Genomic DNA, 12,560 nt, shown 5'->3' with positions numbered 1-12,560 from the left:
AGTCCTTTTGTTATTAGGAGGTGTGTTTCTTCAAAAACTTGCCGGGGTTGACGGCGCGGCCATTGTACCACACTTCGTAATGGCAATGGGGCCCGGTGGCGTTGCCGGTTTCGCCCATGGTGGCGACGATCTGGCCGCGTTTGACGCGGTCGCCGGTTTTCACGAGGATCTGCCGGTTGTGCCCGTAACGGGTCGAATAGCCCATGCCGTGGTCGACCACGACGACCTTGCCGTAGCCGCCCGCCCAACCGGCGAGCTTGACCACGCCGTCGGCCGTGGCGCGGATCGGCGTGCCGGGCGGGCCGGCGATGTCCATGCCCTTGTGGGCTTCAACGAATCCGTCAATGGGGGACAGTCGGCTGCCGAAATGGGAAGTCAGATAGCCCAGGGCCGGCCACAGGTTGGGGGTGGACTTGTAAAGTTGGCGCTCGTTTTCGATTTTTTGGGCGATTTCCCGGGCTCCGGCCAACCGGGTTTCGGCTTCCCGTCGGAGGGACTGGATGTCCTTGGCGATGTCGTCGAAAGAGAAATCGGTGTTGCCGTTGAGCATCCGTTCCAGGACGGCCGCGTCGGCGAGGGTGGGACCGCCGGAGGCCCGTGTTTCGTTGGTCGGGGCCGGCGCCCGGATGGCTTCGGTTTGGATGATGGCGTCCCGGCTGCCCAGGGCCATGAGGGCCCGGAGCTCGGATTCCAGCTCTTTGACCTCGTCGAGCATGGTCCGGGACTCGTTGAGCTGTTTGTTGAAAAATTCCAGCTTCAATTTCAGAAAATGGGTGTTGGCTTTGGCGCGCCAATAGTCGAACCGTTCGGACGCGACCAGGCCCGCCCACCCGGTGAAAGCTGTCCAGGCGACGAACATGAACACCACGAAGGGAACCGAGAACGACAGTTGACGTGGGCGGGCGATCCCGTGGGGGATCACCATGATGGTGAGGCGCCGTGAGATTTCCTTCCGCCACTGGCGCACGAGGCGGTCCATCGTAAACCTCCAAATCGGGTTGTCGAATGGCTTCACGCTCTTATGTAACAGATAAGACCCCGCCTGTCAAGGATTTCGCGTTTTAATCGTTTGTTGGATGTTTGAAAGCCCTTGAAAAGGCGATAAACCGGGTTTAAACTGAATAAACCAGACTCCTATGGACGCGCGACAACGACAGCCCCGTCTTTCCGCCCTGCAAAAGGTCAGCGTGCAACAACGCGCCACCCTCTTGGCGCGGCTCCAAACCGTTCAATTGCTCCAAATGTCGGAACGGGAGATCGCCGAGCTGGTTAAACAGGTCGAAGCCGACCCCCTCTTCCAAAAACTCTTATACGCCCCCACGTCCTCCTGGAAGGTCCTGCGCTTCCAGCCCCACCCGCGGACGCGGTTGACGGGATCCTTTTATGAAATGAACGAGGAAACCCTCCCCGCCGGGGCGCGGCCGGAGGCCGGCGCGGTGTTGGCCGAAGGCCGGGAGGCCCTGGCGTTGATCCGCAAAATCGGCCAGGAAAACTTCGAGAGGTACTTCTTAAGGGCCGACACCGATTTGGACCGGAGCGCTCTGGCGCAAACCCTGGGCGTGAACGAGTCGGACATTCAAAAAATCCGCGATTTCATGTTGTCGTACTCCATCCAGGCGGAGTTCTTCGATCCCCCGGCCCGGCCCGGCACGGCCCAGCGGGTGGTGCGTCTGGCCCGCCTGACTTTAAACGCCGAAGGGGAGCCGGAATTCGAGTTCCGTTCACCCCTTCTGGCGCGGGGCCGCTACGATATCCAATACGAGCGCCTGCAGGCCATATTAAAGGGCCCGCAGCTTGTTCCCCAGGAGCGGCGGCATTTGCGGGCCTTTGTGCGTCGCCTGGAACTCATCAATTGGCGGCAAAACACCCTTTATCGAATTTTGGACTATATTTGTCACGCCCAGCGCCGGTTCCTGGCGACCCGGGAGGCGGTTCACAAAACGCCGCTCACCCAGCGTTCCCTGGCGCGCCATCTGGCGGTGGCGCCGTCCACCATCAACCGGGCCATCCATGGGCGCAGCCTGGTCATGCCCTGGGGGGAGGAAGTGCTTTTGGAGGACCTTTTTTGCACCCGCAAAAGTTTGTGTGTGGACGCTCTGGAAATTCTGGAAGAGGAGGACAAGGATTTCGCGCAACGCACCGACGAAGAGCTCCAGGCCCGTTTGAAGGAACGGCTGGGGTTGCCCATCCCGCGGCGGACGGTCAACAGCTACCGGCGCCTGCTGGGCAAATCCACCGACGCTTAAAACCCGCCGTCCTGTTGTGATTTCCAGCCGAATTTGATATAAACTCGCCACTTCGGTTTCGGAAGCAACGCGCCGAAACCCACCCCGGCCCCGCCGGGAGTCCACGAAGGAGGAACACAGTGGTCCATTACGAGACCGTCTTTGTATTGCCCGGGGATCTTCAGCCCCAAAAAGTCGACGAGTACGTCGACAAAGTCAAATCCCTCATCGAAAAGAACGGCGGAGAAATCACCCTGTCCGATAAATGGGGACGCCGGCGCCTGGCTTACCCCATAGAACGCCAGAGGGAGGGTTTCTACACGTTCCTTCAGTTCAAGGCGCCGCCCACCGCGGTTGCCGAGCTGACCCAATTCTTCCGGGTGTCCGAGGAAGTCATCCGCCAGGTCGTGACGAAAGCCCTTAAGGGCAAACCGGCCTCGCCGATGATGTCCGTTCCACCGGCGGGCTTCCACGCCGCCGACGGCGCGCGCCCGGCTCCGGCCGCCTCGACCGCCGTTCCGATCGCCGCGCCCGCCGCCCCGACCGCCGCGGTCCCCGCGGACAGCGCCACCCCGGAGGCTTCCCATGCCAGCGCTCCTGCGCCTGCTCCAGCTCAATAACGCGCAACTGGTCGGCCGGCTCACCCGGGACCCGGAGCTGCGTTTCACCACCTCCGGATTGCCCGTCTGCCGGTTCGACCTGGCCGTCAACCGCCGCTACAAAGACAAAACCGGCGAATGGAAGGACGACACGTCCTTTATTCCCGTTGTCGTGTGGCGCGAAGCCGGCCAGCGTTGCGGCGAAAAATTAAAGAAAGGCAACCCCGTCTATGTGGAGGGGCGCCTTAAGAGCAAATCCTGGGAGACCAAGGACGGCCAAAAACGGTCCGGCCTCGAGATCGAAGCCCTGCGCGTGCAGTTTCTGGAGCGCGCCGAGGGCACCCCCGGCGAACCGGCCCCCGCGAGCGATGAAGCGCCCGCGGACGCGGCGATGGGCGACGCGCCCGTCACCACGGAAGACGTTCCCTTTTAAGGAGAGAAGCCATGAGCGAAACCAATCCCACCGCCCCCCAGGCGGACAAACCGGCGGCGCCGTCCGCGGCGCCGCGCCCCGGCGCCTCCGGCGCCCCCCGACCCGGCGGTCGTCCGGGTTTCGGCCCCCGACCCGGCGGACCCGGCGGTCGCCCCCAAGCGGGCGGTCCCGGCGGACGTCGCGGCCGGCCCCTGCCCCGTCGCAAGGTGTGCCGTTTTTGCGCGGAAAAAACCGCCGATGTGGATTACAAGGCGATTCCCGTCCTGCGCGGCTTTTTGACGGCCCGCGGGAAAATCCTGGGCGGCCGAACCACCGGCAACTGCGCCCGGCACCAGCGCCAACTGACGCGCGCCATCAAGCTCGCCCGCGCCCTGGCCCTGTTGCCCTACACGGGGGAATAGCGCCATGAAAACAAAAATCATCCTTCAACAAGACATTCCCAACCTCGGCGTCGCCGGCGACGTCAAGGAAGTGTCCCCGGGCTACGCCCGGAACTACCTGATTCCGCGCCGCCTGGCCGTACCGGCCAGCGAGCGGGCCCGCCTCATCTGGGACGCCAAGAAAGACAAGGTGGACGCCGAGCGGAAAGAAAAGCTCGCCGCCGCCCAGGAAAAGGCCAAGGGCATCCAGGACGTGACGATCGGCATCACCGCGCGCGCGGGCCAGGACGGCAAGTTGTTCGGCTCCGTGTCCACGGCCGATGTGGCCGACGCCTTCGCCAAGAGCGGCGTCACCGTGGACCGCCGCTGGGTGGAAATCCGCGAAATCATCCGGACCACCGGCGAGTTCCAGGGCGCGGTCCGCCTGCACCCCCAGGTCCGCGCGACCTTCAAGATCCAGGTCCAGGCCGCGGGGTAACCCCCCGCGGGGTCCCGTGGCCACGCCCGACACCTTCGCCCCGCCGCGCGCGCCCGCGGCCGCCGACGGCCTCCCGCCCCAAAGCCGGGAAGCCGAAATGGCGGTCCTGGGGAGCATGTTGGTGGAGAAGGAGTCGCTGCTCAAGGCCCTGGACCTCCTCCGCGAGGAGGACTTTTACGACGAGACCCACCGCCGGGTCTTTTCGGCCGTCCGCGCCCTCCACGACCGCAACGTCACCGCGGACGTGGTCACCGTGGGCGACGAGTTGGAGCGCACCGGCGGCGGCGCCGCCCGCCCGTTCCTTTTCGACCTGACCAACCTGGTGCCCTCGGCGCTCCACGTCGAGCACTACGCCCGCATCGTCCGCGAAAAATCCCTTCTGCGCCACATGATCGCCATCGCCCGCGAGGTGGCGGCCGAATCCCACGCGCCCCAGGACGACGCCCAGACGCTCCTCGACCGGGCCCAGCAGAAATTCTTCATCCTCGCCCAGGCCCGCGCCACCAAGGGCATGACCTCCGCGGGGACCCTCATGCAGACCGCGGTCACCACCCTCGAGAAAATGGCGGAGTCGAACAAGCTCATGACGGGCGTGCCCACCGGTTTCGCCGAGCTCGATAAAATGACCTCGGGCCTTCAGCCCGCCAACCTGGTCATCATCGCGGGCCGGCCCTCCATGGGCAAGACGGCCTTCTGCCTCAACATCGCCGAGCACGTGGCCATCAAGGAAAAACGGCCGGTGGTCTTTTTCTCCTTGGAAATGAGCGAGCAGGAAATCGGCCTCCGGCTCCTGTGCAGTCAGGCGCGCATCAACGTGCGCAGCGTGCGCGAGGGCTTCCTGTCGCGCAAGAGTTGGCCCACCATCACCAACGTCGCCAGCCAGATCGCCTCGGCGCCCCTCTATTTCGATTTTTCGACGAGCCCGTCGATCCTCGATATCCGCGGCTCGGCCCGCCGCTGGGCCCACGAGATGAACCAAAAGAACAACCCCCTGGCCCTGATCGTGATCGACTACATCCAGCTGTTGCACGGCGGCGGGGCCGTCGAGAGCCGCCAACAGGAAATTTCAGAAATTTCGCGTTCCATCAAAGCGCTTGCCCGGGAGCTCCAAGTGCCGGTGATCGCGCTGTCGCAGCTCAACCGGCGGCCCGAGGACCGCGGCCGCGAGGGGCGCCCCCAGTTGTCCGACCTGCGCGAATCGGGGGCCCTGGAACAGGACGCCGACGTCGTGGCCGCCATTTTCCGCGAAGAGGTGTACCGACGCGACGACCCGGACCTCAAGGGCAAGGCGAAGCTGTTCGTCCTCAAACAGCGGAACGGCCCCATCGGCGACGTGGACCTCAATTTCCTCTCGGAATACACCAAATTCGTCGACCCCGCTCCCGAAGGGGAAAATTTCTAGCGGCGCGTTGTTTGCCGAAAAAGCGATAATTCACCCATGGCCTCCTTCTGGCGCCCGACCTGGGCGGACATCGACCCGGGGGCATTCAAGCACAACCTGCGCGCCCTGGCGGCGTTCCTCCCCCGTCGGGTGAAATTGATGGCCGTTCTCAAGGCGGACGCCTACGGGCACGGGGCTTCGACCTTGGCGCGGGCCGCCGCCGGAGCCCAATTGGGCGAACGCCTGTGGGGGTTCGGCGTCTCTTCCGTGGAGGAGGGCGTCGCGCTCCGCGACGCCGGCGTCCGCGAGCGAATCCTCCTCCTGGGCAGCCTCTATCCCTTTGAGAGCTACGACGTCGTTTTGGAGCGGGGCTTGACGCCGACGGTGGCGGGCCGCGCGTCGGCCTTGGCTTTGTCGCGTCGCGCCGCCCGGCGCCGCCGCTCCGTGGCCTGCCACGTCAAAGTGGACACCGGCATGGGGCGGATCGGGCTCGCCCCGGCCACGGCCCGGGACGTCCTGCCCGTTTGGGCCGCCAACCCCTGGCTGCGCGTCGAGGGGGTGTTCACCCATCTGGCCTGCGCCGACAACCCCGCCGCCACGGCCGTCCAGCTCAAATCTTTTGGCGAAGCCGTCGCGGGTTTCTCCGGCGGCCTGCGGCACGTTGCCAATTCCCAGGGACTCTTGACCCAGCCCGCCACGTGGATGGATCTCGTCAGGCCGGGGCTCGCGCTTTACGGCGTGTCCCTGGGCGCGGCGCCCCGGCGGCCTCTGTTGCAACCCGTGTTGTCCTGGAAGAGCCGCGTGGTCTTTGTGAAGACGGTTCGGGCCGGCACCCCCCTGTCTTACGGGTGGGCTTGGCGGGCCCGACGCCGCTCGCGCATCGCCACCCTCCCGGTGGGCTACGCCGACGGCTACGCCCGCGCGCTCTCCAACCGAGGGACGGTCCTCGTCGGCGGACGCCGCTGCCCGGTGGTGGGGCGGGTCACCATGGATCAAATTTTGGTGGACGTGACGGGCGTGCCCGCCGTGGAACCCGGGGCCGAGGCCGTGCTGATCGGCGCCCAGGGCCGACACCGCCTCACCGTCGAAGACATGGCGGCGGCCGCGGGCACGATTCCCTACGAGACGCTCTGCGGGATTTCCCGCCGGGTGCCCCGCGTCGTGCGGGGGAGCGCGTGAGGCCCCTGCTCGCCCCCCTGAAACTGCTCGCCCGGCAGGTTCTGGACCTGGCGGAGACGATCGGCAACGTGGTGGCGTTGTTGCGGCGAACCGTCTATTGGATCGTCAAGGCGCCCCTCGACACGCGCAACATCTTCGCTCAAATGTTGGAGGTCGGCGTCCAATCCTTCCCCGTGACGAGCCTCACGGCGCTTTTCACGGGCATGGTGCTGGCCCTGCAGACCGGGTACTCCTTCGCCAAGGTGTTTAACGAACCCTTGTACGTGGGCTCCGTGGTGGGGCTGTCTCTGCTGAAAGAACTGGGACCGGTGTTGACGGCCGTCGTCGTGGCCGGCCGGGTGGGCGCCTCCATCGCAGCCGAAATCGGCACCATGAACGTGACGGAGCAGGTGGACGCCCTGCGCACCCTGGGGACCAACCCCGTGCGTTACCTGGTGGTCCCGCGCTTTTTGGCCTGCCTCCTCATGGTGCCCCTCCTTACGGTCTACGCCGACGTGATCGGCATCTTGGGCGGCTACCTGGTGGCGCATTTGCGTCTGGATGTGCCCACGTCTGTTTATTGGGACGAGATCAAAGCCATCGAATTGGAGGGCGCCATGCACGGATTGATAAAGTCCGTGGCCTACGCTCTCATCATCGTCACCACGGCCTGTTACAAAGGCCTGCGCACCTCCGGGGGCGCCGAGGGGGTGGGGCAGGCGACCACGAGCGCCGTCGTGGTCAGCATGGTCTTTATCTTGGTGAGCGACTATTTTTTGAGCGCGTTCCTGGTGTCGGTGGGCATCGGATGATCCGGCTCGAAGGGGTCCACAAGGCCTTCGGACAAAACCGTGTGTTGCGCGGTTTGGACCTGGAAGTCCGGCAGGGCGAAACGCTCACCATCATCGGCGGTTCCGGCACGGGCAAGAGCGTGACGCTCAAAATTATGGTGGGGTTGTTGAAGCCCGACCGCGGCCGCGTGTGGGTCGACAACGAAGAAACGACCGACATGGACGAAGAGGCCTTGGCGGCCGTGCAGCGCAAGTTCGGCTTTCTTTTCCAAGGCGCCGCGTTGTTCGATTCGTTGACGGTGGCCGAAAACATCCTGTTCGGGATCCGGAATTTGAAGCCCCAAGAATTGTCCCGCGGCGACGAAATCGTCGAGCGGTGCCTCGGGTTGGTGGGCCTGCGGTCCGAGGTGGCTTTTTTGAAACCGGCGGAATTGTCCGGCGGGATGAAAAAACGCGTGGGTTTGGCCCGGGCCATCGCCCACGAACCCGAATACATTATGTACGATGAGCCGACCACGGGGCTCGATCCCATCATGTCGGACGTGATCAACGATCTCATTGTGGGGATCCGGGAGAAGCTCAACATCACGTCCATCGTGGTCACGCACGACATGAAATCGGCCTACAAGGTGTCCAACCGCATCGCCATGGTGCACGAGGGGCGGTTGGTGCAGGCCGGAACGCCGGCGGAAATTCAATCCTCCGCCAACCCTTTGGTGCATCAGTTCATCACGGGATCGTCCCAGGGCCCGATCCAAATGCCGGTGAGGTCGCACGTATGAGCGTTTCCATAGAGACAAAAGTCGGACTGTTCACCTTGGCGGGGACCATGCTCTTCGCCTTCGGGGTGCTGGTGCTGGGGGACGTTCAGTTCCACGGCACGTACCCCCTGTACGTTCTGTTCGACAGCGCCGAAGGCCTTCCCGAAAAGGGGCCCGTAAAAGTCGCCGGGGTCGAGGTGGGCAAGGTCGAAACCATTGCCTTGGCGGGCAACCGCGCCCGGGTCAAGGTGCGGGTCCGCAAAACCATCGCCGTGCACCAGGGCGCCCGCGCCCGCGTGTCGTCCACGGGGCTGATCGGTTCAAAATACCTGGGCCTAACCCTGGGCGACCCCCAGGGCCGCGTGTTGGCCCCCGGCGAGGAGATTGAGGGCACGGCGTCCTTTTCTTTCGACGAAGTGATGTCCAAGCTGGGGGACCTTCTCAAAGACGATCCCGAGTACGGGTCTTTGACCAAGAACCTCCGTCAAACCGTCAATAATTTCCAGACGGTCTCGAAGGCCCTGGCCGACTCCATCGGCCAGCAACGGACCGAGATCGCCGACATCGTTCGCAACATCCGCGCGCTTTCGGCCAACGCCAACCGCGTCGCGGCGGACCTGCGGGAGATCACCGGCGAACGCAAAGAGGACGTGAAGATCGCCCTGGCCAATTTCCGGTCGATATCGGAACGCCTGGATCGCATCGCGGCCAACGTGGAGAAGGGCGAGGGCTTGCTGGGCCGTCTCGTCAACGACCCCGAGTTGGGCAAGAACCTCGACCAGACCATGAGCAACGTCAACAAGGCCACCAAGGACCTCCAGGGGTTCACCAACCGCATCGCTTCGATACAACTCTATTGGGACTACCGCCAGCGCTTTGATATGGAGGACGACCGCTGGCACCCGGACCTGGGCATTTACATGTATCCCCGCCCGGGCAAGTACTATTACCTTGGCGGAAACAATTTGGGCGAGCGGCAGGACCGGACCGAGCCCGACACCGACCTGGAAAAACGCAACACCATCACCGCCGTCATGGGCCACGAATTCGGGCCGCTGACGTTGTACGGCGGCCTTCTTCGATCGGCGGGGGGCGCGGGATTCAAGCTGCGTCCGTTGCCCGCGTCCACCGGGTGGAACCGGCGTCTCGAGCTGGAAGCCGAGGCCTACAATTTTGGCCGGGATGAGTCCTTCCAGGGCCAAACGTTCGACAAGCCCGTCTACAACGTGGGAGCGCGGGTGAAAGCCATCGACCCGTGGTTGTGGATCGGCGCCCAGGTGGAGGACGTGGCGGAGCGCAAAAATTTCACCGTCAACGCCAACCTGGTGTTCCAGGACAAGGACCTGGCCTTCCTTCTGGCGCTGGTCGGCTTGGCGCGTTGAAATGGCCGTTGAAACCCGTATCTATTCCCTGGCGAATGTTGGGGGACAGGCCGTGCTCGTGTTGGAGGAAGTGAGCGGCCCGCGCCTTCTGCCCGTCTGGATCGGCTTGTACGAAGGCGGGTCCATCGGCATGGCCCTGGCGGGCCAAAAATTTCCCCGCCCCTTGACCCACGATCTTTTGCTCGACGCCCTGGAAAAGCTGGGGGCGACCTTGGACAAGGTCGTCATCACGGAACTCAAGGACAGCACCTTCTTCGCCGAGGTCCACCTGGCTCGCCCGGCGGGACCGCTGGTGCTCGACGCGCGGCCGTCCGATTCCATCGCCCTGGCGGTGCGCCGCAACCGGCCGATCTTCGTGGCCGAGGCTGTTTTTGAGGCGTGTCCCCCGCTCCTTAAACCGATCAGCGACGAAGAGGTGGAGGATTTCAAGAAAAAGCTCGACACCATGACGCCCGAAGACTTTTTCCGCGATTTGAAGAAAAAGAGCGACGCCCCCGGAGAACCCGGGACCGAGGCGCCGTGAAGACCAAAACCCGCACGGTGTTCGTCTGCGGGGAATGCGGGGTCGACACGCCCAAATGGGCCGGGCAGTGCCCCGCCTGCGGGCGCTGGAACACCTTGAAAGAGCGCGCCGAGACCGCCGCGCGCCCGTCGGCGGGGCGTCGCCTCACGGACTTTTCTTCGGCGGTGGCCCCCCTGGCCAACATCCAATCGGTCACGCTGCCGCGGCGCGCCACGGGCCTCGGGGAGTTCGACCGGGTCCTGGGCGGCGGGCTGGTGCCGGGTTCTTTGGTTCTCCTGGGGGGGCCCCCGGGCATCGGCAAATCCACCCTGATCCTGCAGGCGGCGGACCGTTTGGCCAAGGCGGATTTTCGGGTGTTGTACGTTTCCGGGGAAGAATCGCCGGAGCAGGTGCGGGGCCGCGCGGCCCGCGTGGGGGTGGACAACCCGTCTTTGTTGTTCGCCTCCGAAACCGATTTGGGCCGGGTGATCGAAATGGTCAAAGACCTGCGCCCGGGCGCGGTGGTCGTCGATTCGGTCCAGACCCTGGTCAAGGGCGAGGTGCCCGGGGCGGCGGGGTCTGTCGCCCAGATTCGCGAATGCGCCGCCGAATTTGTTCACGTCGCCAAGAGCCAGGGGATCGGGGTGTTCCTGTTGGGCCATGTCACAAAAGACGGGGATTTGGCGGGCCCGCGGGTTTTGGAGCACATGGTGGACACCGTTTTGTATTTCGAGACGGAACGGCAGGACGTGTACCGGTTGTTGCGCGCCGTCAAAAACCGTTTCGGGCCGACCAATGAAATCGGCGTTTTTGAAATGACGGGGCAGGGCTTAATGGAGGTCGCCAACCCGTCCGCGCTGTTTTTGGGCGCGCGCGACGGGGCGGCCCCGACGGGCACCGCGGTCCTCGCCGCCCTGGAAGGCACCCGGCCGCTCTTGGCCGAGGTGCAGGCCCTGGTGGCCCGCACGCTCTTCGGGACGCCGCGCCGCCAAGTCGCGGGGGTGGATTACAACCGGGCGGTGTTGCTCGTCGCTGTTTTGGATCGGCGTTGCGGTTTTCATTTGGACGCGCAGGACGTTTACATCAAGGCGGCGGGGGGGATCGATCTGCGCGAGCCCGCCGCGGACTTGGCCCTGTGCGCGGCCGTGGCCAGCGCGGCTTTGGACCGCGCCGTCCCCGGCGGCGTCGTGTGGCTGGGCGAGGTGGGCCTGGGCGGGGAACTGCGCCCCGTGCCCCAGGTGACGGAGCGCCTCGCCGAGGCGGCCAAATTGGGGTTCACCCGGGCGATCGTGCCCCGGACCGGCGGATCGCGCGCGGCCCCTCCCGGATTGTCCATCGTCCCGACGGCCACCTTGGACGAGGCCCTGCGGGCGGCGGCGTTGTCGCCGCACTGAATTTTATTCGTGCCATTCATTCGTAAGACGGAGGGAACGTCATGATCCTGAACGTGATGCGGGGGTTGTTGCTGTTGGTGGGGCCGTTGGTCGGCTACACCCAGGTGTCGAAGGACGCCAAAGGCATTTTGATCGGCCTGGTGTTGGCGGGCGTGATCATCGGGTTGGAATTCTTGATCGAGCGCATTCCGCTCGACGCGCTGATCTCGGCCATCATCGGGGCCGTGGTCGGTTTGGTGGCCACCAAACTGATTCTGTTCGGGTTGTTCTCGGCGGGTTTGGAACAAGTTTATCAAACGGCCGAAAACCATTCCGTCATCGGCTACGTGGCCCTCGCTTTCCTGGGCATGATGATCGCCGTCCAGAAGCGATCGGAATTGGAAATGCTGGACCGGGACCTCATCGTCAAAGGCGGCAAGAAACGGTCGCTCACCACGTATTTGGTCGACACGTCGGTTTTGATCGACGGTCGCGTCGTGGACGTGTGCGACACCAAATTCATCGCCGGAACCCTGGTCGTGCCCCGGTTCGTTCTGCGGGAATTGCAAGCGGTCGCGGATTCCGGGGACGGCGCCAAACGGGCGCGCGGACGGCGGGGTTTGGACATTTTGACGCGCCTCCAGGAAAACCCCGACCTGCCCGTGCGCGTGTTCGACAAGGATTTCCCGGACATCAAGGAAGTCGACGGTAAATTGGTGGCCTTGGGCAAGGAGCTGGGGGCCCGGGTCCTGACCACGGACTTCAACCTCAACAAAGTCGCCGCGCTCCAGGGCGTGACCGTCCTCAACGTCAACGATCTGGCCAACGCGCTCAAACCCGTCGTCCTGCCCGGCGAGGGCATGAACGTGTTCGTGTTGAAAGAGGGCAAGGAGCGCGAGCAGGGCGTGGCTTATCTCGACGACGGAACCATGGTGGTGGTCGAAGAGGGCCGCCGCGCCATCGGCCAAAAAGTCCGGGTGACCGTCAGCTCCATCCTCCAAACGTCGGCGGGGCGCATGATTTTCACCAAAATGGTGAAAGGCCCCGAAAGCCCGGCGGCGGACGCGCCCGCCCACCCGGACCTGTAGGCGTTCCGT

The 12,560-nt window shown here is 64.5% G+C and carries 14 protein-coding genes; 13 read left to right on the top strand and 1 reads right to left on the bottom strand.

Annotated elements, in window-relative coordinates; translation table 11 throughout:
• Positions 1 to 13 precede the first annotated feature (13 nt).
• On the bottom strand, positions 14 to 1,015 hold the full coding sequence (locus tag IPI56_09585; GenBank protein ID MBK7545977.1) for a peptidoglycan DD-metalloendopeptidase family protein: 1,002 nt from the start codon (positions 1,013 to 1,015) through the stop codon (positions 14 to 16).
• Between the two features lie 121 nt (positions 1,016 to 1,136).
• Here IPI56_09585 and IPI56_09580 point away from each other — a divergent pair, with 121 nt between their 5' ends.
• The 13 genes from IPI56_09580 to IPI56_09520 all read left to right on the top strand — a co-directional run bounded on the left by IPI56_09580 (position 1,137) and on the right by IPI56_09520 (position 12,551).
• Entirely contained in the window at positions 1,137 to 2,246 is a 1,110-nt protein-coding gene (locus IPI56_09580) for a hypothetical protein (GenBank protein ID MBK7545976.1), read from the top strand.
• A 119-nt stretch (positions 2,247 to 2,365) separates the two neighbouring features.
• The gene (rpsF, locus tag IPI56_09575) at positions 2,366 to 2,845 is read left to right on the top strand and encodes a 30S ribosomal protein S6 (protein MBK7545975.1); all 480 of its coding nucleotides are present in this window, start codon (positions 2,366 to 2,368) and stop codon (positions 2,843 to 2,845) included.
• The gene (locus IPI56_09570; GenBank protein ID MBK7545974.1) at positions 2,811 to 3,257 is read left to right on the top strand and encodes a single-stranded DNA-binding protein; all 447 of its coding nucleotides are present in this window, start codon (positions 2,811 to 2,813) and stop codon (positions 3,255 to 3,257) included. The genes rpsF and IPI56_09570 overlap by 35 nt, the downstream gene beginning before the upstream one ends.
• Positions 3,258 to 3,268: 11 nt before the next feature.
• Positions 3,269 to 3,658 (top strand): 30S ribosomal protein S18, encoded by a 390-nt coding sequence (locus tag IPI56_09565; protein ID MBK7545973.1) that lies wholly within the window; start codon positions 3,269 to 3,271, stop codon positions 3,656 to 3,658.
• Between the two features lie 4 nt (positions 3,659 to 3,662).
• Positions 3,663 to 4,115 (top strand): 50S ribosomal protein L9, encoded by a 453-nt coding sequence (locus IPI56_09560; GenBank protein MBK7545972.1) that lies wholly within the window; start codon positions 3,663 to 3,665, stop codon positions 4,113 to 4,115.
• Between the two features lie 16 nt (positions 4,116 to 4,131).
• Complete coding sequence (gene dnaB / locus IPI56_09555) at positions 4,132 to 5,517, top strand: replicative DNA helicase (protein MBK7545971.1); 1,386 nt, start codon at positions 4,132 to 4,134, stop codon at positions 5,515 to 5,517.
• Positions 5,518 to 5,553: 36 nt separating this feature from the next.
• The gene (gene alr, locus IPI56_09550) at positions 5,554 to 6,675 is read left to right on the top strand and encodes an alanine racemase (GenBank protein MBK7545970.1); all 1,122 of its coding nucleotides are present in this window, start codon (positions 5,554 to 5,556) and stop codon (positions 6,673 to 6,675) included.
• Positions 6,672 to 7,466: an ABC transporter permease gene (locus IPI56_09545; protein ID MBK7545969.1), complete on the top strand. Its 795-nt coding sequence runs from the start codon at positions 6,672 to 6,674 to the stop codon at positions 7,464 to 7,466. The genes alr and IPI56_09545 overlap by 4 nt, the downstream gene beginning before the upstream one ends.
• Complete coding sequence (locus IPI56_09540; GenBank protein ID MBK7545968.1) at positions 7,463 to 8,227, top strand: ATP-binding cassette domain-containing protein; 765 nt, start codon at positions 7,463 to 7,465, stop codon at positions 8,225 to 8,227. Before IPI56_09545 ends, IPI56_09540 begins: the two co-directional genes overlap by 4 nt.
• Positions 8,224 to 9,588, top strand: coding sequence for an MCE family protein (locus IPI56_09535; GenBank protein ID MBK7545967.1), 1,365 nt, complete (start codon positions 8,224 to 8,226; stop codon positions 9,586 to 9,588). Before IPI56_09540 ends, IPI56_09535 begins: the two co-directional genes overlap by 4 nt.
• Before the next feature lies 1 nt (position 9,589).
• Positions 9,590 to 10,111: a bifunctional nuclease family protein gene (locus tag IPI56_09530; protein MBK7545966.1), complete on the top strand. Its 522-nt coding sequence runs from the start codon at positions 9,590 to 9,592 to the stop codon at positions 10,109 to 10,111.
• Positions 10,108 to 11,484 carry a DNA repair protein RadA gene (radA, locus tag IPI56_09525; protein ID MBK7545965.1) on the top strand — a complete coding sequence of 459 codons (1,377 nt, stop codon included), beginning with the start codon at positions 10,108 to 10,110 and terminating at the stop codon, positions 11,482 to 11,484. Before IPI56_09530 ends, radA begins: the two co-directional genes overlap by 4 nt.
• Positions 11,485 to 11,525: 41 nt before the next feature.
• Positions 11,526 to 12,551 (top strand): PIN domain nuclease, encoded by a 1,026-nt coding sequence (locus IPI56_09520; GenBank protein ID MBK7545964.1) that lies wholly within the window; start codon positions 11,526 to 11,528, stop codon positions 12,549 to 12,551.
• Positions 12,552 to 12,560: the final 9 nt, after the last annotated feature.

This window comes from Elusimicrobiota bacterium (genome assembly GCA_016706425.1).
Classification (GTDB): Bacteria; Elusimicrobiota; Elusimicrobia; order FEN-1173; family FEN-1173; genus JADJJR01.
The sequence above is the reverse complement of the archived record's forward strand: the minus strand, read 5'-3'. Positions and strand labels throughout refer to the sequence as shown.